This is a genomic window from Streptomyces sp. NPDC005141, from assembly GCF_053599975.1.
Map to the genome: position 1 here is coordinate 31,503 of NZ_JBSFYW010000025.1, position 18,767 is coordinate 50,269.

The 18,767-nt window shown below is 71.6% G+C and carries 17 protein-coding genes; 8 read left to right on the forward strand and 9 right to left on the reverse strand.

Going from position 1 to position 18,767, the window contains the following annotated elements:
- Positions 1-101 precede the first annotated feature (101 nt).
- Both ACWD68_RS20860 and ACWD68_RS20865 read left to right on the forward strand, forming a co-directional pair.
- Positions 102-1,379, forward strand: a complete 1,278-nt coding sequence (locus ACWD68_RS20860) for an amino acid deaminase (protein ID WP_451807905.1) — start codon at positions 102-104, stop codon at positions 1,377-1,379.
- 16 nt (positions 1,380-1,395) lie between these two features.
- Entirely contained in the window at positions 1,396-3,024 is a 1,629-nt protein-coding gene (locus tag ACWD68_RS20865; protein WP_451807906.1) for an N-acyl-D-amino-acid deacylase family protein, read from the forward strand.
- Between the two features lie 20 nt (positions 3,025-3,044).
- On the opposite strand, the gene ACWD68_RS20870 is transcribed toward ACWD68_RS20865, so the two are convergent.
- The 3 genes from ACWD68_RS20870 to ACWD68_RS20880 all read right to left on the reverse strand — a co-directional run bounded on the left by ACWD68_RS20870 (position 3,045) and on the right by ACWD68_RS20880 (position 6,678).
- Complete coding sequence (locus ACWD68_RS20870) at positions 3,045-3,932, reverse strand: S1 family peptidase (protein ID WP_451807907.1); 888 nt, start codon at positions 3,930-3,932, stop codon at positions 3,045-3,047.
- Between the two features lie 243 nt (positions 3,933-4,175).
- The gene (locus tag ACWD68_RS20875; protein ID WP_451807908.1) at positions 4,176-5,936 is read right to left on the reverse strand and encodes a P-loop NTPase fold protein; all 1,761 of its coding nucleotides are present in this window, start codon (positions 5,934-5,936) and stop codon (positions 4,176-4,178) included.
- 61 nt (positions 5,937-5,997) lie between these two features.
- Positions 5,998-6,678, reverse strand: a complete 681-nt coding sequence (locus ACWD68_RS20880; protein ID WP_451807909.1) for a hypothetical protein — start codon at positions 6,676-6,678, stop codon at positions 5,998-6,000.
- A 126-nt stretch (positions 6,679-6,804) separates the two neighbouring features.
- Between ACWD68_RS20880 and ACWD68_RS20885 the strand changes: the two genes are divergently transcribed.
- From ACWD68_RS20885 to ACWD68_RS20910, 6 genes are all read left to right on the forward strand, one after another.
- Complete coding sequence (locus ACWD68_RS20885) at positions 6,805-8,016, forward strand: pyridoxal phosphate-dependent aminotransferase (RefSeq protein ID WP_451807910.1); 1,212 nt, start codon at positions 6,805-6,807, stop codon at positions 8,014-8,016.
- 124 nt (positions 8,017-8,140) lie between these two features.
- Positions 8,141-8,563: an SCO4983 family protein gene (locus ACWD68_RS20890; RefSeq protein WP_451807911.1), complete on the forward strand. Its 423-nt coding sequence runs from the start codon at positions 8,141-8,143 to the stop codon at positions 8,561-8,563.
- A 257-nt stretch (positions 8,564-8,820) separates the two neighbouring features.
- On the forward strand, positions 8,821-9,909 hold the full coding sequence (locus tag ACWD68_RS20895; RefSeq protein WP_451807912.1) for a hypothetical protein: 1,089 nt from the start codon (positions 8,821-8,823) through the stop codon (positions 9,907-9,909).
- Entirely contained in the window at positions 9,906-11,075 is a 1,170-nt protein-coding gene (locus tag ACWD68_RS20900; RefSeq protein WP_451807913.1) for a toxic anion resistance protein, read from the forward strand. Before ACWD68_RS20895 ends, ACWD68_RS20900 begins: the two co-directional genes overlap by 4 nt.
- Positions 11,075-12,619, forward strand: a complete 1,545-nt coding sequence (locus ACWD68_RS20905) for a substrate-binding and vWA domain-containing protein (RefSeq protein ID WP_451807914.1) — start codon at positions 11,075-11,077, stop codon at positions 12,617-12,619. The genes ACWD68_RS20900 and ACWD68_RS20905 overlap by 1 nt, the downstream gene beginning before the upstream one ends.
- Positions 12,606-13,214: a hypothetical protein gene (locus ACWD68_RS20910; protein ID WP_451807915.1), complete on the forward strand. Its 609-nt coding sequence runs from the start codon at positions 12,606-12,608 to the stop codon at positions 13,212-13,214. Before ACWD68_RS20905 ends, ACWD68_RS20910 begins: the two co-directional genes overlap by 14 nt.
- A gap of 7 nt (positions 13,215-13,221) precedes the next feature.
- On the opposite strand, the gene ACWD68_RS20915 is transcribed toward ACWD68_RS20910, so the two are convergent.
- From ACWD68_RS20915 to ACWD68_RS20940, 6 genes are all read right to left on the reverse strand, one after another.
- Positions 13,222-14,382 (reverse strand): hypothetical protein, encoded by a 1,161-nt coding sequence (locus tag ACWD68_RS20915; RefSeq protein WP_451807916.1) that lies wholly within the window; start codon positions 14,380-14,382, stop codon positions 13,222-13,224.
- Positions 14,379-15,185: a PP2C family serine/threonine-protein phosphatase gene (locus ACWD68_RS20920; protein ID WP_451807917.1), complete on the reverse strand. Its 807-nt coding sequence runs from the start codon at positions 15,183-15,185 to the stop codon at positions 14,379-14,381. The genes ACWD68_RS20915 and ACWD68_RS20920 overlap by 4 nt, the downstream gene beginning before the upstream one ends.
- 27 nt (positions 15,186-15,212) lie before the next feature.
- On the reverse strand, positions 15,213-15,974 hold the full coding sequence (locus ACWD68_RS20925) for a vWA domain-containing protein (protein WP_451807918.1): 762 nt from the start codon (positions 15,972-15,974) through the stop codon (positions 15,213-15,215).
- A 17-nt stretch (positions 15,975-15,991) separates the two neighbouring features.
- On the reverse strand, positions 15,992-17,110 hold the full coding sequence (locus ACWD68_RS20930) for a hypothetical protein (protein WP_451807919.1): 1,119 nt from the start codon (positions 17,108-17,110) through the stop codon (positions 15,992-15,994).
- A gap of 136 nt (positions 17,111-17,246) precedes the next feature.
- On the reverse strand, positions 17,247-17,711 hold the full coding sequence (locus ACWD68_RS20935; protein ID WP_451807920.1) for a hypothetical protein: 465 nt from the start codon (positions 17,709-17,711) through the stop codon (positions 17,247-17,249).
- Positions 17,698-18,660: a serine/threonine-protein kinase gene (locus ACWD68_RS20940; RefSeq protein WP_451807921.1), complete on the reverse strand. Its 963-nt coding sequence runs from the start codon at positions 18,658-18,660 to the stop codon at positions 17,698-17,700. Before ACWD68_RS20940 ends, ACWD68_RS20935 begins: the two co-directional genes overlap by 14 nt.
- Positions 18,661-18,767 lie beyond the last annotated feature (107 nt).

Genomic DNA, 18,767 nt, shown 5'->3' on the forward strand with positions numbered 1-18,767 from the left:
CCGTTGACCCTGCGTTGGCTGGGATGTTAGACAGCAGTGCGCGACATACGCAATGAGCGTTGCGCAGTGTGCAACGCATCCGGGAAGTCCAAGGAGGCCCCATGAGTGCCGACACCGCCGCCGCACCGCTGGCCGCTCTCGCGGCGGACCGCGTCGACCACCGATTCAAGGGCCTCCCCCCGGACGCGGACGGCCTGAGCGTCGGCGAGTTGGCCGCCCAGCACCGCAACCTCTTCACGGACGGCTTCACCACCCCCGTCCTCGCTCTCTCCGCCGAGCGCCTGACCCACAACCTCGAACTCATGGAGACGTACGCCACCCGGCACGGCCTCGCGTTCGCCCCGCACGGCAAGACGTCCATGGCTCCGCAGCTGTTCTGGAGGCAGATCGAGCACGGCGCCTGGGGCATCACCCTCGCGGTCCCCCACCAGGTGCGCGTGGCGCGGAAGTTCGGCATCGACCGGATCTTCCTGGCGAACGAACTCGTCGACGCGGCGGCGCTGCGGTGGATCGCCACCGAGCTGGCCGGGGACCCGGACTTCCGGTTCATCTGTTACGTCGACTCGGTGCGCGGTGTGGAGCTGATGGACGCCGCGCTGCGCGGGAGCGCCCGCCCGGTGGACGTCGTCGTCGAACTCGCCGCCGGCGAGGGCGCCCGTACCGGCGTGCGTACGGAGGCGCAGTGCGCGGCGGTCGCGGACGCGGTGGCGGCGACGGCGACGCTCCGGCTGGTCGGCGTCGCGGGGTACGAGGGCGAGGTCCCGGACGCGAATCCCGGACGGGTGCACGCCTGGCTGCGGCGGCTGACCGCGCTCGCGGCGGAGTTCGACGGCGCCGGACGCTTCAAGGGCGTCGACGAGGTCGTCGTCAGCGCGGGAGGCAGCGCCTGGTTCGACGCGGTCGCCGACGTCTTCGCGGAGATCCCGGAACTCTCCCTCCCCGTGCTGAAGTTGCTGCGTTCGGGCGCGTACGTCTCGCACGACGACGGCCACTACCGCAAGCTGACCCCGTTCGCCCGCGTCCCGGAGGAGGGCGCCCTGCACCCGGCGTTCCGCCTCTGGTCGCAGGTCGTCTCCCGGCCCTCGGCCGAGCAGGCCTTCAGCAACGCGGGCAAGCGGGACGCGGCCCACGACCTCGACCTCCCCTTCGCCCAGGTCGTGCGCCGGGACGGCGCCGAGCGCCCAGCGGTCGGCATCGAGGTCAGCGGACTCTCCGACCAGCACGCCTGGCTGCGTACGGCACCGGAGGCGGATCTGGAGGTCGGCGACTGGCTCGGCATGGGCCTGTCCCATCCGTGCACGTCCTTCGACAAGTGGCAGCTGATCCCGCTGGTCGAGGCGGACGGCACGGTCGTCGACTACATCCGCACGTTCTTCTAGAAGCCGGAGACGCCCCATGGATCACGCCGACCTGGTCATCCAGGACGTGGACGTCGCCGACGGCAGCGGCGCCGCCACCTACCGCGCCGACGTGGCCGTCAAGGGCGGCCGGATCGTCGCGATCGTCAAGGAGGCCGCGGCGGCCGGCTGTCAGCGGCCGCGCGGCACACGCGAGCTGGACGCCGAGGGTCTCGTCCTCTCCCCCGGCTTCATCGACATGCACGCGCACAGCGACCTCGCGCTGCTGCGGGACCCGGACCACAGCGCGAAGGCCGCCCAGGGGGTGACCCTCGAAGTCATCGGCCAGGACGGCCTGTCGTACGCCCCGGTCGACGACCGTACGCTCGCCGAGGTCCGCCGGACGATCACCGGCTGGAACGGCCACGGCGACGACATCGACTTCACCTGGCGTTCCGTGGGCGAGTACCTGGACCGTCTCGACCACGGCTTCGACGGCGAGGGCATCGCCGTGAACGCCGCCTACCTCGTCCCCCAGGGCACCGTCCGCATGCTCGCCGTCGGCTGGGAGGACCGCGAGGCGACGCCGCGGGAGCTGGACCGGATGCGGCGGCTGGTGGCGGACGGGCTGCGGGAGGGCGCGGTCGGCATGTCCTCCGGACTGACCTACACCCCCGGGATGTACGCCAAGGACGCCGAACTCACCGCCCTGTGCCGGGTGGTGGCGGAGCACGGCGGCTACTACTGCCCGCATCACCGCTCCTACGGGGCGGGCGCCCTGGAGGCGTACGCGGAGATGGTGACCCTCACCCGCGAGGCGGGCTGCCCGCTCCATCTCGCCCACGCCACCATGAACTTCGGCGTGAACGAGGGGAAGGCGCCGGACCTCCTCGCCCTGCTGGACAAGGCGCTGGCGGAGGGTGCGGACATCACCCTGGACACCTATCCCTACACCCCCGGATGCACCACCCTCGTGGCGATGCTGCCGAGCTGGGCGGGCGAGGGCGGGCCGGAGGCGGTTCTCACCCGGCTGCGGGACGACGCGACCGCCGAACGCGTCCGGCACCACATGGAGGTCGTGGGCGCGGACGGCTGCCACGGTGTCCCCATCGAGTGGGACACGATCGAGATCTCGGGGGTGAGCGACCCGGGGCTCGGCCGGTACGTCGGCCGCACCGTCCAGGAGTCCGCCGACCTGCACGGCGAGGCCCCCTGGACCACCGCCCGCCGTCTGCTGGTCGAGGACCGTCTCGGCCCGACGATCCTGCAGCACGTCGGTCACGAGGAGAACGTCCGGGCGATCATGCGGCACCCCGTGCACACCGGCGGCTCCGACGGCATCCTGCGCGGCGACAAACCGCACCCGCGCGCCTACGGCACCTTCCCGCACTATCTCGGCCGGTACGCGAGGGAGTTGGGCGTCCTCTCGCTGGAGGAGTGCGTCGCCCATCTCACCGGCCGCCCGGCAGCCCGGCTGCGGCTGCCCGACCGCGGTCTCGTCCGCGAGGGGTACCGCGCCGATCTGGTTCTCTTCGACCCGGCCACGGTCGCGGCGGGCTCGACGTTCGCGGCGCCGCGCACTCTGCCGACCGGCATCCCGCACGTCCTGATCGACGGCCGTTTCGTCGTCGAGGACGGGCGCAGGACGGACGTACTGGCGGGACGGGCGGTCCGCCGCGCGGCGTGACCGCCCGCCCTCCCGCGGCACTACGGCTTGGGCAGGACGCACCCGCTCGCGCTCAGATCGAGCTTGTTGCCGGTCGTGAAGCAGGCCGGTATCTGATAGGTCTCCTCGGCGTAGTTGATGCCCTGCCGGACGGTGACGTTGCCGCTCGCGTCGACCTCGCACGGGTTGTTGACCGTGCAGCGCTCGCCGTCCTCGTTGCCGGTGTTGTTGACGGCGACGACCTTGCCGGTGGACTGGTCGACGACCGGCGAGCCCGAGGTGCCGCCGATGGTGCTGCAGGCGGAGGTGTAGCGGACCGAGTCCTTCCAGGTCCAGCCGCCCTCCTTGAGGCGGTACGCGAAGCCGTCGATGCTGCAGTTGTAGAGCCGCTTCCAGTAGCCGGAGGCCACGGTGATCGCGGTTCCGGCGGTCGGGTGCGTGTTCTGCACGGTCAGCGCGCTGATGCCGTACGAGTTCTTGATGGTCGTGTAGGTGCTGGTGAGCTGGTAGATCGTGATGTCCGTGTCGGTCATCGTCGAGTACGCGACCTTGTTGGCGCGCAGGGTCGCGACCCTGGTGCCCGCAGAGTTGAGCAGACCGAAGGTCCGGCTGGAGGCCTGGCCGACGATCACTTCACCGGGGTCCGGGAAGCCGGTCTCCAGGCAGTGGCCGTTGGAGAGCACGAGCGCCGGGTCGGTGTCCGCCGAGTTGGGGAAGCGGATGACCGAGCCGGAGCAGTTGCTGAGCGCGACGGTCCCGGCCAGGCTGACGGCCTGGAGCGTGGGCGCCGCCGCCTTGGTGTCCGCAGGAACGGCTCTGGCCGACAGGTGCGTGGGGGCGGACTCGGGCGCGGGTGCCGCGACCGCGGGTGCCGCGCCCGCCCCGGCGATCACCAGGGCGAACAGAGCGGCGACGAGAGGCTTTCTCATGTGGGGGTCCCCTCTTGCGACTTGGGGCGACCGAAGGTCATCCGGTCACCTTCCGTTGACCGGAGGTCTTCCGGCCATCCTTTTGTCATGTGCATTGTGAGGGGGGAGGGAAAGACGGACAAGGAGCGGTTTCCGGCCTAGGGCGTGCCCGCGAAGTCCCGTCGTCCGCGCGGAGGACGGGCCCTTGGTCGTGTCCTGGGGCGTGTCCTGGAGCGTGTCCTCTGGCGCGTCCTGGGGCGTGTCCTAGAGGGCGGCCTGTTCGTAGGCTTCCTCGGCGTAGCGGAAGAGCAGCGCGCCGCTCGTGGCGACCCGCGCGTCGAGCGCCCCGGCGCGGGTCTCGCGGTTCGGGGTGGTGCGGCTGGTGAAGAAGACGGCGGGTCCGAGATACCGCTCGCTCTCGCGCCAGCCGCGCAGATCGGTGAGTCCCGCCTCCCGGTCCAGCCCGCGCTGCACATCGGAGATGAGCAGGTCGATCCGGGTGACACCGAGGACGTGCTCGGCACGGTCCCGGTCCGTGGCCACCCAGACGCGGGCCCCCTGCGCCTCCAGCAGTTCGGCGAACTGGGTGTTGCGCTCGGGGTGGTCGTCGATCCAGAGAACCTGCATCCCGGCGTACGGCGGGCGGGCGGCGCCGGGCGGCACCGGACCGGGCTCCGGCGGCTCGTCCGGCCGAGCCGCCGCGAGCAGGGGCGCCCCCTGCTGCAACTGCCCCACCAGGTCGTCCACCTCGGTCAGCGCCATCAGCTCCTCGATGAGCCGGCCGAAGTTCTGGTCGAGCGCCAACTCCGGGAAACCGGTGGGCAGATACTCCTCCAGCCGGGCGAGCAGCGTGCCCCAGTCCTCGGGCCGGTCCGGCTCCGGCACGACCAGGTCGTACGCGAGCAGACAGCTCACCGCGACCGGCCAGGCCCCCTCCGCGGGCTGGGCGAAGGGCTGGCTCAGCACCCGCCGGGCCGAGCGGTAGCGGAGGAACTCCCGGGCCGCGTGCACATCGGCGCCGTCGCGGGCGAGCAGCACCCGGTAGAAGTCGGGGTACAGCTGCTGGAGCAGCAGGACCCGGATCACCGCCTCCGCGCTGAACGACTCCCAGACGGGGTTGAGCGCGCACTCCAGGCCGAAGCCGTTGATGAGCCTTTTGATGCGGCGCGGGTTGCGGGCGGAGCGCAGGGCGATCAGCTCGGCGAGGTGGTCGCCGAGCAGGTCCTGGATGCCGGAGCGCTCCGCGCACTCGTCGACGTACGCCCGGATCCTGGCGACCGCCGGGACCGGCACCCGGTAGCTGGTCTGGAAGATCTTCTCCATGAACGCCGACCCGGCCGGCGACAGATCCCGCAGCAGCCCGCTCGGCCCCAGCGCCGACCGGTCGCACCCGACGACGAAGGCGAGCCCCGGCACGTCCAGGTACACCTTCACCGCCTCGCACACCGCGAGCACGGTCTCCTCGGAGCAGCGGTCCAGGTCGTCGATGAAGACGACGAGCAGGCGCCGGGTGTCGTACGGCGCGGACTCGACCCAGTCCGCCGTCAGCTCGCGCAGCGCGTCACGCATGGCGTTGCGGGACTGGGCGTCGACGGAGAGGTCCCGCCAGAGCCGGTCGACGAGGGCGGCGATCCCGAGCGGGCCGGCCACGAGCGTCAGCGCCGCCCGGAACACGCCGACGAGTGCCCGCTGCTCCGACACCCGGTGCAGCGCCCGTCGCAGCACTCGCCGGTCGAACCGCATCAGGACGGACTTGATCAGGCCTTCCAGCGCGTCGGCACCCGTCGAGGTCCAGGCGTTGTACCAGACGGTGTGCACGCCCTCCTTGGTCCGCAACTCCGCGTCCACGAGCCGCATCAGGCTGCTCTTGCCCATGCCCCACCCGGCGTCCACCGCGAGGGTGAGGGGGGTCGCGGCGCGCGAGTCGTGCAGCAGCCTGGCGAGTTCGCGGGCGGCCCGGCCGGTGCCCAGCAGATCGTCACCCGGTCCGGCCACCGGCTCGTCGTTCAACAGCGAGAATTCCATGCCCTGCCTCCCCCGTGCGGCAGGGCCAACCTACTGGGACCGGCTGCCGGTCGGGCCGCCTTCAGCCTCCTCGCCCGTGCCCGTGCCCAGGCCCGTGCCCATGGCCGCCGCTGGTGCCACCGGTCGCCGAGGCGGTCGCGGTGGGGGACGCGGAGGACGGGGGCGCGGTGGACGCGGGGGGCGTGGAGGGGGCGGACGGCGCCGGGGCCGTGGAAGAGCCCCCCGCGGTCGTGGTCGCGCCCGGCGAGGCGGCGCCCGTGCTCCCGGACGCGGTGGCCGAGGCGGCGGCCGACGCCGCCGCGGACGTGGTCGCCGGCCCGGTGGCCTGCGGCTGGGCCGACGTGGCCGCGGTGGATCCCTCGGCCGACTGCGCGGGTCCCGTCGCGAGGTGGGCGGGCCCGGCCGTCCTCACGGGCGTGCCGCCCGTCCCGTCGGCCGCCCCGGAGTCGAACGCCCCCACGACGACGACGCCGAGGACCACGACGCACGCCGCGCCCCCGGCCACGGCCAGCCGCCGGGTCAGCCGGGCACGTCTGCGGCGCCGCAGACGCTCGTGCCGCCCCGCCGGGTCACCGGGCACGATGTCCAGGACCGCGGTCTCGTCTCCGTCCGCGTACGCCTTCCGCCAGCCGTGCGCCTCGGCCGGATCGGTGTACGTCTCATAGGCCGGAGGAGTCTCCCCGTCGCCCTGTGGGAGGTACACCTTCGGCCGGGCTTCGGGATCTCCGGTCTGCCAGGACATGATCGCGCATTGTAGGGACCACCAGGGCTTACGGAGTAGCGAGCGGACAAAGAGACCCGAACCGTCACGTCTCACGTGGTGAAAAACACGCCCCGATGTGCGTTACACGGCCGTAAGCTCACGGACATGCAGGTGATCCAGTCCACGAAGCTCGCCAACGTCTGCTACGAGATCCGGGGTCCGGTTCTTGAGGAGGCGATGCGGCTCGAAGCGGCCGGTCACCGCATCCTCAAGCTCAACACGGGCAACCCGGCGGCCTTCGGGTTCGAGTGTCCGCCCGAGATCCTCGAGGACATCCTCCGCAACGTCTCCTCGGCGCACGGCTACGGCGACGCCAAGGGGCTGCTCGCCGCCCGCCGCGCGGTCGTGATGCACAACCAGACCCTCGGCATCGAGACGGACGTCGAGCACGTCTTCATCGGCAACGGCGTCTCCGAGCTCATCGTGATGGCGATGCAGGGCCTGCTGGACGACGGCGACGAGGTCCTCGTACCGGCCCCGGACTACCCCTTGTGGACCGCGGCGGTCTCCCTGTCCGGCGGCACGGCCGTGCACTACCGCTGCGACGAGCAGTCCGACTGGATGCCGGACCTCGCGGACGTGGAGCGGAAGGTCACCGACCGCACCAAGGCGATCGTCATCATCAACCCGAACAACCCGACCGGCGCGGTGTACGACGAAGCCATGCTCCGGGGACTCACGGACATCGCCCGGCGGCACAACCTGCTGGTCTGCTCCGACGAGATCTACGACAAGATCCTCTACGACGACGCCACGCACACCGCGACCGCCAAGATCGCCCCGGATCTACTCACCCTCACCTTCAACGGCATGTCGAAGGCGTACCGGGTGGCGGGCTACCGGGTCGGCTGGATGTCGGTCTCGGGACCGCGCGCGCACGCGGAGTCCTACATCGAGGGACTGACGATCCTCGCGAACATGCGCCTGTGCGCGAACATGCCGGGGCAGCACGGGGTGGTGGCGGCGCTCAGCGGGCGGCAGACGATCAGCGACCTGGTCCTGCCGGGCGGGCGCCTGAAGGAGCAGCGGGACGTCGCGCACGAGCTGCTGACACAGATCCCCGGCGTGACCTGCGTGAAGCCGAAGGGGGCGCTGTACCTCTTCCCGCGTCTCGACCCGAAGGTCTTCAAGATCAAGGACGACCGGCAGATGGTGCTCGACCTGCTGCGCCGCGAGAAGATCATGGTCGTCCAGGGGACGGGCTTCAACTGGCCCGAGGCGGACCACTTCCGCGTGGTCACCCTGCCGACGGTCGGGGACCTGACGGACGCGGTGACCCGGATCGGCACGTTCCTGGACGGCTACAGCCAGCCGTGACGCCCTCGGGTGACGCGGCGCGCGCTCACCCTGCGTACGCGCCGCGCCCCATTTCACGAACCGGCTCAACTTTAGACGAAATCCAAGCTAGGATGGCTTCCTGTCAGGCACAGGAGGCCATCCCATGTACGAACCGATCCGCACGAAGTCGGTCCACACGATGGCCGGCGCCCCTTCCTCCGACTTCCCCCACCGGTCGCGCGAGGAGGAGCTGGACATCCAGCTCGCCGGTCACCTCGCGGCACTGCTCGCCGTGACGGACGAGATCCGCGCGCTCGCGCCGTCCGCGGACCTGGACGCCGGCGCCGACCGGCTCACCGAGCAGGTGACACGACTGCGCGGCGGTACCGCGCCGGTCCGCGCCCAGGCCGCCGCGGCGCCTCACACATCCCGCCTCGTGACCCTTCACCGTCGCGCCCACGCCCTCGCGGGGCGCGCCCTCGTCGTGGCGGCCTCCCGCGCCGACACGGCCGCCGCGATCCTCTCCGCCGAGCGCATGGACGCGCACGCCCTGGCCGTCGAACCCCGCGAGCTGGCCACCCACTGAGCCCCGGGCTCCCCGAGCCCGAGGCCCCCTTGTACGGCCCCGGTCCGCGCGCTCCCGCAGCGACGCGCGGACCGGTGCCACAGCCGCCGCAACCGGCCCTCCACGCCCCGGACGTGCCCTGCGAGCGCCCTGCACGCGCTCTGCACGCGCCCGCGTAGCGGCGGTCCTCCCTCCGGTTGCGTACCGGGACCCGGTGGTCACCCCGTGTTCACCCCCCGAGACCGGGAACGTTGGATTCCGAGGTGCACGCTCCAGGCGTGAGACGCATCGCAGGAATCGTCCTGGCGGTCCTGTTGATCGGCGGAGTGGCAGCAGCCGTCGTCGCAGGCCGCACTGGTCAGGACAAGGGCACGGCAACGAAGACCGTGCAAGGAGTGATCGGTTCGGAGAAGGCGGAGTTCTTCGCCGACCCCGACGTGGTGAAGGCCCTCGCTGCCAAGGGCTACACCGTGAAGACGGAGACCTCGGGGTCCTGGGCCATGGAGGGCCTCGACCTCAAGGGGTACGACTTCGCCTTCCCCTCCAGCCAGGCACCGGCGGACGAGCTCGCGGACAAGTACCACGTGCGCCAGCCGCTGCCCCGGCCCTTCTACTCGCCCCTCGTCGTGGTGGCCCACCGGAGCGCGGCCCAGGTCCTCGCCGCCAATGGACTCGCCACCCTCGACGAGCACAGCGGGACGCTGAGGATGGCCGCCTATCTGGACGCGGCCCGGCACGACCGGACCTGGCAGCAGCTCAAGGGCGCCAAGGCGCACGGTGAACTGACCGGCACGCTGTACATCGCCAGCACCGACCCGGAGACCTCCAACTCCGGTGCCCTCTACCTCGCCGCCGCCTCCTACGTCGCCGACGGCGGGCGCGTCGCCGCCGACGACGCCGCCGTCGACCGCACCGCACCCCTGATGCACCAGCTCGTCAGCGTCCAGGGCGCCCAGCAGTCCAGCACCGACGCGGAGTTCCGGGACTTCGTCAGCGGCGCCGGCAATCCGCTCGTCCTCGTCTACGAGTCGCAGATCGCCGCCCTCCTCGCCGAGGGCCAGGACACCGGCGACCTCACGGTCCTCTACCCGGACACCACCGCGAACAGCGACCACACGGTCGTACCGCTCACGCCCGAGGGCCGCGCGCTGGGCGAACTCCTCAGCAACGAGCCGGCGTTGCGCAAGCTCGCCGTCCGGCACGGGTTCCGGCCGCAGGGCGCCACCGGCGAGTTCACGGCGGCGACCGCCGCCCACGCCACGTATCTCAATCAGAAGCTGACCGGCGTCCGGCAGGCGCCCGTGCCCGCCTCCAAGGTGCTGCACGAGATGGCGCGCCGGGCCGGGAACCAGGGGGAGAGCAAGTGACCACTGAAGACACCTTCACCCTCACACCGCCAGAGGCCGTCGCGCCCGTGCCCCGTGAGAAGGCCGGCGGACTCGTCCCCGTCGACCCCGGTGTGCGGGACGAGATGGCGCGACGCGCCGCGGAGTACGTCGGCGGACTCGCCCACCTGGACGCCCGCTCACCCGAATTCGCGGGCAAGGTCGGGGAGATCACCGGTCTGGGGTCGAGCGAGATGCGCGGCGCCGCCGCCCAGTCCAACCGCATGCTGGAACGGACGATCCGCAGCCTGCCCTCCAAGGGCGAGGACGCCCAGTCGCACGTCGCGGGCTCGCTCGTCGAACTGCGGCGCGTGGTCGAGGACCTGGACCCGCGGGACCTGTCCGCGAGCAAGGGGCGGAAGTTCCTGTCCAAGCTGCCGGGCGGCAACAGGCTGCGCGACCACGTCGCCAAGTACGCCTCCGCGCAGGGCACGTTGAACAAGATCGTCGGCTCGCTGCGCGGCGGCCAGGACGAACTGCGCCGGGACAGCGCGGCGCTGCAGACCGAACGCGTCCGGCTCTGGGAGACGATGGGAAAGCTCCAGGAGTACGTCGTCCTGGCCCAGGCCCTGGACACCGCGGTCGAGGACCACATCGCGGGCGCCGAGGCCGCGGACCCCGCGCAGGCGGACACGCTCCGGTCCGACGTGCTCTTCCCGGTCCGGCAGAAGCACCAGGACCTGCTCACCCAGCTCGCGGTGTGCGCCCAGGGCTATCTGGCGATGGACGTGGTCAGGCGCAACAACGAGGAACTCATCAAGGGCGTCGACCGCGCGGCCACCACCACCGTCTCCGCGCTGCGCATCTCCGTGATGCTCGCCTCCGCGCTCGACAACCAGCGCAAGGTCGTCGACCAGGTCAACGCCCTGCGCGGCACGACCGAGGACCTGATCCGGGGCAACGCCGAGATGCTCGCCGGCCAGAGCGGCGAGATCCAGCGCATCGCCGCCGACCCGGCCGTCGGCGCCGAGACCCTCCGCAACGCCTTCCAGCAGATCTACCGCACCCTGGACGCGATCGACACGTACAAGGCGCGGGCGACCGAGACGATGGCCGCGACCGTGGAGTCCCTGACCACCGAACTCCAGCAAGCCGGTGCCCACTTGGAGCGCAGCCGCTCACAGGGCGCCTTGGAGGACGGGTTCTGATGAGAACCGTCCGACGGGCGGCCTGCGCCGTCGTGGCCCTGCTCGCGGTCACCGCGTGCACGGCCCAGGAAGAACGGAAGCCCGGAGCCGACGCCGCCCCCGAGCCCGGCACCCTCCGTGTCCTCGCCTCCAGCGAACTCGGCGACATGAAGCCGGTGCTGGACCGGATCGAGCGGGACACCGGCATCACGGTCAAGCCCGCCTACATGGGCACCCTCGCCGCCGTGGACCTGATCGCTCGGGGCACGGCGGACGACAGGTTCGACGCCCTGTGGCTCTCCTCCAACGCCTATCTGCACCTGCGCCCCGACGCCGCGAAGAAGGTCGTCTCGGAGACACCGGTCATGTCGAGCCCGGTGGCCATCGGCGTCAAGGCGACGACGGTGAGCAGCCTCGGCTGGAAGCCGGACGACGTCACCTGGTCGCAGGTGGAGAAGGCCGTGGCGGACGGGAAGCTGACGTACGGCATGACCGATCCGGCGCGCTCCAACTCCGGTTTCTCCACGCTGATCTCGGTGGCCTCCGGACTGTCCGGCGCCCAGTCGGCGCTCACGGACGCCGATGTGGACAGGGCGACGCCCCAACTGCGGGAATTCTTCGAGGGGCAGCGGCTGACGTCGGGTTCGTCGGGCTGGCTGGCCACCGCCTACCAGCGCCGGGGCACCGTGGACGCCCTGCTCAACTACGAGTCCGTCCTCAAGGGCGTGCGGGGCCTGACGGTCATCCGCCCGCGCGACGGCGTGGTGACCGCCGACTATCCGCTCTCCTCCCTCGCCGCGTCCTCCAAGGACACCCGCGAGACCGTCCGGCGCCTCGCCGAGGCACTGCGCGCGCCGGCCACCCAGAAGCGGATCACCGAGTTGACGCACCGCCGCCCGGTCGTCGCCTCGGTCGCCCCTGCGGCCGGCCTCGACACCGGACGACGGCGTGAACTCCCCTTCCCGGGAACCCGGTCCGTCGCAGACCGGCTCCTCGACTCCTACGAGAACAAGCTGCGCCGACCGTCCAGGACGGTCTACGTCCTCGACACCTCGGGCTCGATGGACGGCGACCGCCTCGACCGGCTGAAGAAGGCACTCGGCGATCTGACCGGCGACTTCCGCGACCGCGAGGAAGTGACCCTGATGCCGTTCGGCTCACAGGTCAAGAGCGTCCGCACGCACGTCGTCCGCCCCGGGAACCCGAAGGCCGGGCTCGACGCCATCCGCGAGGACACCCGCGCGCTGAGCGCCGAAGGCGACACCGCCATCTACACCTCGCTGGAGAAGGCGTACGAGCATCTGGGCGCCGACGACGACACGTTCACCTCGATCGTGCTGATGACGGACGGCGAGAACACCAAGGGCGCGGGCCCGTCCGACTTCGACGACTTCTACGGCCGGCTGCCCGGCGGGCAGCGGCAGATCCCCGTCTTCCCCATCCTGTTCGGCGACTCCGACCGCGGCGAACTCCAGCACATCGCCGACCTGACCGGCGGCCGTCTCTTCGATGCCCGGAAGGGCTCGCTCGACGGCGCCTTCGAGGAGATCCGTGGCTACCAGTAGGCTCGTCGGCTTCCTCGAGTCCCGCAAGAACCTCACCGGCAGCGCGTGCGGGATCGCCGGACTCGCGCTGACCTTCGCCGGGGTCGCGGGCCCTGACTGGCCGGTCGTCGTCGCGGGCCTGTACGGCGCGGGCGCGCTGATCGCCCCGCCGGAACGCCCGGCCCTTCCCGACTTCCCGGACCCGTCGGCTCAACTGGAGGAACTCCGTGCCGACTTCGGCACACTGCGGACGTACCTGGACGGGGTCGAGCTGCCCCCGGCGGCCGCGGGCCGGCTCACCGAGCTGACCGAGGTCCTCGCCGCCCTGCTCGATCCCGGCTGGGTCGCCGAGGTCCTAGCCCAGGACCCGGAAGGCGTGCACGCCCTGTCGCGCGCCGTACGGCAGGACATCCCCGAGGCGGTCGACACCTTCGTCCGCACCCGGTGGTGGACCCGCCTGACCCCGGGCACGGAACCCCCGGAGCGCCACCTGGAACGTCAGCTCGGCCTGCTGCACGAGGAGTCGGAGCGGCTCGCGACGGCCCTGCGGGAGACGGAGGCACGCCGCCAGGAGTCGCACACGCGGTACCTGGAGGAGCGCGGCCGCTCGCAGTGACCGCGGCTCACGCGTTCGCCGCGATCACCACCAGGATCACGACCACCAGGATGAGCAGCGCCACCTTCAGCGCCGCGGGCCAGGGCTCACCCGGCGTCGGTGCCTGCGGCGGCGCGCTCCGCGCCGGCACCGCGGCGGGCCCGTTGAACACGTCGTGCCCGGTGAGCGCCGCCCGGGTGCACCAGGGGCACGCGGTCAGATGCGAGCCGAACGCGTGCAGCGGGCGGCCCGGGCAGACCCGTACCAGCGCGCGCTCCTTGTCCAGGGCGCGCAGCCACGCCTCCGCCGGGGGCCGCGTGGCGGGGTCGTGCACGCCGGCACCGAAGGCGGAGCGGGCCAGGGCGAGGAGTTCGGGCGGGAGCACGGAGGGGTCGATGGTGCCGCGCGGGATGACGACCCGCTCGGGGCGCACCACGTACGAGCAGCTCGCGGCGATGTTGTCCTTGACGGTCGACTCGGAAGCACTGTCGTGCGGGACGCCGCCGAAGGGGTGGTTGCCCGCGGTCAGCAGCTGGTAGACGAGGACCGCGAGCGCGAAGTCGTCGGTGGCGCGGGTGGCGGGGCCGCCTGCCTGCCGCTCGGGGGACGAGTAGTCGGTGGTGTGCATCAGGCAGGGGAAGAGCTCCCCGGTCACCGGGTCGTCGAAGGCGATGGAGTCGCAGTCGAGGAAGGTGACGAAGCCGTTGGCGTCGACGACGACGTTGCTGCTGGAGAAGTCGCCGATGACGAGGTTGTCGTAGTGCATACGGGCGGTCATGAACGCGAGGTTCCAGGCGACGCCGAGCAGAAAGCGCCAGTCGGCCCGGTCGGCGAAGAGCTTGAGGCGCTGGGCCCGGGTGAACAGGCCGATCAGCTGGACGTGCTGGGGTTCGCCGAAGCGGCGCATGGCGTAGCCGAGGAACTCGCCCTGGGGACCGCGGGCGAGGGCGGTCGGCCAGGCCAGTTCGGGCGGCTGGGAGGCGTCGGTGGGGCGGGCCGCGAGCGGGGACATGGTCAGCATCCGCGTCAGCCGGCGCTCCTGCTCGGGGCCCGGGGGTTCGCGGTACAGCTTGACGACGATGCCGTCGTCGCCGACGACGGGGAAGACGGCCGCCTGGCCGCCGCCCTTGAGGGGCAGCTCGGCGAGGGTGACCGGCTTGCCGTCCAGGAACACGGTGAGGCCGCTCATGGGCGCGCCTTGAGCACGGCCCGCAGCAGGGTCTTGTCGTCGGCGTTGAGGGCGGTGAGCCGGTCCGACCGGAGCAGGGTCGCGAGGCCCTCGTGGGCGCTGTCGCTCACCGGACCGGGAACGTCGAGGGAGCGGAAGACGGCCTCGGCGAACGACGCGTTCGGGGACAGCGCGCCGCCTCCGGAACGATTGAGCGCGGCCTGCGCCAGTCCGTCGGTGGACAGCAGCACCCCGTCGATCCCCTCGTCGGACACACAGTCGGTGTGCACCCAGCGAGCCGCGTCCGGCGACGTCAGGAAGACCGTCTCGTTGCTGTACTCGCTGGCCGCCGCCGGCTGCGGCAGCAGATGGAACTGCCGCTCCCCGTCCTCCGTACCGGCCCGCAGGACGACGAAGCCGTCGCCCACGGTCAGATGGCCGAGCCAGCCCCGCGCGAGCACGACCACGGTGAGCGTGGTCGCGAAGTCCGCCGCGTCGGCACCCGTCCGGTCCAGGAACACCTTGCAGACGTCGTGGAAGGCGTCCTCCAGAAGCTCGTGCACGGCCTCGCCGGGACGGCGGTCCGCCGCGGTGGCGGCCCGGCGCGCGAAGTGCTCGGCGGCCAGCTCGACCGCGAGGCGCGAGCCCTCCTCGGAGCGCGGTCTGCTGCCCGCGCCGTCCGCGACCGCGAGGACCGCCACGGACGCGGTCACCGCGTACGCGCAGGCGTCCTGGCAGGGCAGTCCCTGCCGGCGGTGCCGGTAGCCCTCGACACTCATGCCGTGGATCCGCCACGGCGTCTCCCGCTCGTCGACTCCGGTCATCAGTCAGGAATCCCATCCGGTCATCGGTCACGATTCCCAGGCCGGGCGCTGCGTCTTGAACTGGCTGAAGATCTTCTCGAAGACCTCGTCGCCCGCGCCCTTCTGCTCGGCGTTGGCACTCGCGGACATCATCTGGAGCAGCTCGCGGAACGGGAATCCCTGCAGCCGGGCGTTGAACTTCGGCGCGAACGCCTGGAGCACCTGCTCGCCCCTGTCCGTGATGCCGCCGACGCCGATCGCGTACAGCCGGAAGCGACGGGCACGCTGCTCGTCCGCGAGCACCGGGATCAACCGGTGCCAGGTGTCGGTGAGATGGCCGGTGGCGTCGGTCGGCAGTCCGTCGGTGACCAGACAGATCTGCGGCCGGTAGTACTGGAGTCCGGAGGCGCGCAGCTCGGCCTTGCGGGCGGCGACGATGTGCATGGACAGTTCGAGGGCCTCGGTCATCAGGGTGACCCCGGCGGCGGCGAGCTGCGGCGGCTGGAACATGTGCGCGGGCACGAAGGGACTCACCGGGGCGCGCGGGGCGAGGAGTTGGGGCCCGCGCCAGGCCGCGACGCCGTTGCCGCCGAAGGTGACCACGGCGACCTCGACGCTGTAGCTGAGGCTGACGTCGTCGTGCAGTTCCCGGGTCCACTCCGCGAGCGCGTTGTTGAGCGTCTGGATGGGCTGACCCGCCATGGAGCTCGAGATGTCGAGGCAGAGCACGAGCGGCAGTCGCTGCGCGTTGTTCTCGAACTCGATGTCGGCGTACTCCGCCGGCAGGGTGGGCGGGTATTCGCTGTACATGGGGATCTCTCCTGGTCTCAGGGCCGGCCGGCTTTGGCGTGCCGTCCGGCGGTCGGCGGAAACGCGTAGAGGACGTCGGAGTCCCGCTCCCGTGCGTCGGTGACGTCGACGAGTCCGCCGGGTGCGGGCGGCGGGCGGCCCGGCTCGGCCCACACCGCCCGGTACAGCACGTGGTCGACCTCGACATAGCCCTGCGGGTGCAGTTCGCTGCGGACGACGGCGGACCGGGCGGGTCCCGGTACGTTGCCGACCCGCCGTCCGTGGCGGGGCGTCGGCGTGACCCTGAGGCGGGTGGTGGCCTCGTCGGGCGCCCGGGTGCGCGGCGCCGCGACGGTCGTCGGTACGGCACCGACGCCCGGCACGGCGAGCGCGCGCCGGGACAGGGTGCCGACGGCGTGGGAGGAACGGCGGATCAGGAAGAGGAGCAGCCCGAGGAGGAGGACGAGCACGGCGCAGAGGACGGCGAGCACCTGGGTGGCGGTGTCCCAGCCGGAATCGGCGACGGGGTCGGGGCCGGGTCCCGGATCGGGGGGGACGACCTTCCCGGTCTTCTCGTTCCGGTCGTCCTTGCCGGAGGTGGTGGTCCCGGTGGGAGCGGGCGTGCCGGCCGAGGTGCCCGCGGGGCCGCTGATGGCGTACGTGTGCCGTGAGAGGTCGACGGCCATGTCGGCGGCGACGAATTCACCGCCGCTCAGGGGGCGGCCCTGACGGAGCGGGGCGCAGAGGTCCTTGCCGTCCTTGCCGCTCCTGCCGTCCTTGTTTTCGCAGGCCCCGAGGGAATCCAGCTCGGCCAGGACGTCGTCCGGCAGCGCGTCGATGGTGGCGTCCTTCGCGACGAGCCTCGCCTTCGGGTCCGCCAGCATCAGGAGTGCTGTTCCACCCGCTCCGGTGTGCACGCCCCGCGGCACCTCGACCACGAGTCCCGGGTGCCCGGCCAGCAGGGTCCGTTCGAAGCCCTCGCGGTTCTCGGCGGTGCCGTCGAACCGCACCTCCTGGTCGAGGGTGACGTGAACCGTCCCCTCGCCGACCGACCGGGCCCAGCACCGGAGCCGCTCGTCGAAGTGCGGGCCGCACGATTCCTCGGCCGCCACCGGCCCCGCCGGAGCGAGTGCGACCAGCAGTCCGGCAAACACCATCAAAGAAAGCCAACGCCGCATCGACAACCCCCCGTGGCCCAAAGCAGCACCCCCGCGGCCCTGAAAAGCACTTGCCCATAGTGGCGGAAACCGGCGCGCGTTTGTAAGGGTTTGAGTCACGCAACAGGCATATCTTCTACAACTCGAACACCTGATTGCAGCGGGTGAACATCTGTCTCGCCCGTTCCACCCAATCGCTGGCCAAAGCATCGAAATCCGTTTGCGTCATTCGACAGGTCAGGGGAAGATCGCACACCCCTGCGAGACAGGGGCGCGGCCCCCGCACGTCCCACACGGACAGCATGGGGTTCAGTTGTTCGGTATTCCACGCGTTCGACGCGGCCGCGGCGACGGCGAGTTGATCCCGGCGCAGAAAATGACCGTCGGTCGCGAAGGCGACCAGCAGTCTCTTGGTCGTCATGAATCGCACCGTGATCATCCGGCCCGTTTCCTCCAGGTCGAATTGCATGGAGACGGAAACGGTGTCGGTCGCGGTGTGGAAATTCCGTCTGGCCACCCAGTTCTGCACCAGCTGCCGCCAGTGCGTACCGATTTCCAGGATCTCGTGCCCGCGGCCGGAAACGGACTCAGGCGTCGCCACGGGCCACCGCCTCGGCGACCATCGCATCGGTCAGCCCGGCGTCGAGCAGCGCCTGGGCGTGCGACAGCAGACAGGAGGGTACGGACACGCTGCTGCTCTCCTTGCGGCGTTTCATCAGATCCCGGGTGCGCGCCTTGATGCTGTGGGCCACCGTGGGCGGCGGCCAGACCGCCTGCCGGGGTTCCTGCTCCAGCAACCCGGCGAGAAGATCGTCCAGTTGGGGCCGGTCCTCGGGCCGCTTGGCCAGACAGCGCGCGACCAGTTCCCGCATCGGCCCGGATATGCCGTCGAGTTCGGGTTCGGCGAGGACGACCCGGTAGCGCACCGCCTCTCCGCTGCCGTGCGGAGGGCGCCCGGTGAGGGCGTACACCAGGACCCCGCCGAGAGAGAAGACGTCGCTGGGCGGGCCCACCGCGGCTCCCTTGATCTGCTCGGGCGACATGAAGGGCGGAGTACCGACGACGACGCCGACCTGGGTGAGGCCGGGCGCGCCGTCGACGCGGGAGATCCCGAAGTCGATGACGCGCGGCCCGTCGGAGGCGAGGAGCACGTTCGCCGGTTTGAGGTCGCGGTGCACCACGCGTGCGGCGTGGATGGCCTGGAGCGCCTCGACCAGGCCCGCGCCGAGCCGTCGTACCTGCGGCTCGGGCAGGGGCCCGTCGGCGTGGACCGCCTCGGCGAGCGAGGGGCCGGGCACGTACAGGGTGGCCAGCCAGGGCAGTTCGGCCTCGGTGTCGGCGTCGACGACGGCCGCGGTGTAGGCGCCGCTGACCACGCGCGCCGCCGCGACCTCGCGCGCGAAGCGCTCCCGGAACTCGCCCTCCGCCGCGAGTTCGGGCCGCACCACCTTCACCGCCACCTCGCGCCCGGCGGGCGAGCGGCCGAGATACACCCATCCCATGCCACCGGAGCCGAGCCGCCCCACGATGCGGTACGGACCGATCTTCATGGGGTCACTGACAGGCGTGCGCACCCCGCCCACCTCATTTCGGGGTTCACCGGAAGATGTCAGGAGTGTCCCGCGAAATCCTCGCTTTTTCAGCCGTTCCGGCGCGG

Excerpts from the sequence above, each read along its gene's own strand:
- ACWD68_RS20860 (WP_451807905.1), top strand. The coding sequence starts at position 102 with ATGAGTGCCGACACCGCCGCCGCACCGCTGGCCGCTCTCGCGGCGGAC.
- ACWD68_RS20865 (WP_451807906.1), top strand. The coding sequence starts at position 1,396 with ATGGATCACGCCGACCTGGTCATCCAGGACGTGGACGTCGCCGACGGC.
- ACWD68_RS20870 (WP_451807907.1), bottom strand. The coding sequence starts at position 3,932 with ATGAGAAAGCCTCTCGTCGCCGCTCTGTTCGCCCTGGTGATCGCCGGG.
- ACWD68_RS20875 (WP_451807908.1), bottom strand. The coding sequence starts at position 5,936 with ATGGAATTCTCGCTGTTGAACGACGAGCCGGTGGCCGGACCGGGTGAC.
- ACWD68_RS20880 (WP_451807909.1), bottom strand. The coding sequence starts at position 6,678 with ATGTCCTGGCAGACCGGAGATCCCGAAGCCCGGCCGAAGGTGTACCTC.
- ACWD68_RS20885 (WP_451807910.1), top strand. The coding sequence starts at position 6,805 with ATGCAGGTGATCCAGTCCACGAAGCTCGCCAACGTCTGCTACGAGATC.
- ACWD68_RS20890 (WP_451807911.1), top strand. The coding sequence starts at position 8,141 with ATGTACGAACCGATCCGCACGAAGTCGGTCCACACGATGGCCGGCGCC.
- ACWD68_RS20905 (WP_451807914.1), top strand. The coding sequence starts at position 11,075 with ATGAGAACCGTCCGACGGGCGGCCTGCGCCGTCGTGGCCCTGCTCGCG.
- ACWD68_RS20915 (WP_451807916.1), bottom strand. The coding sequence starts at position 14,382 with ATGAGCGGCCTCACCGTGTTCCTGGACGGCAAGCCGGTCACCCTCGCC.
- ACWD68_RS20920 (WP_451807917.1), bottom strand. The coding sequence starts at position 15,185 with ATGACCGGAGTCGACGAGCGGGAGACGCCGTGGCGGATCCACGGCATG.
- ACWD68_RS20925 (WP_451807918.1), bottom strand. The coding sequence starts at position 15,974 with ATGTACAGCGAATACCCGCCCACCCTGCCGGCGGAGTACGCCGACATC.
- ACWD68_RS20930 (WP_451807919.1), bottom strand. The coding sequence starts at position 17,110 with ATGGTGTTTGCCGGACTGCTGGTCGCACTCGCTCCGGCGGGGCCGGTG.
- ACWD68_RS20940 (WP_451807921.1), bottom strand. The coding sequence starts at position 18,660 with ATGAAGATCGGTCCGTACCGCATCGTGGGGCGGCTCGGCTCCGGTGGC.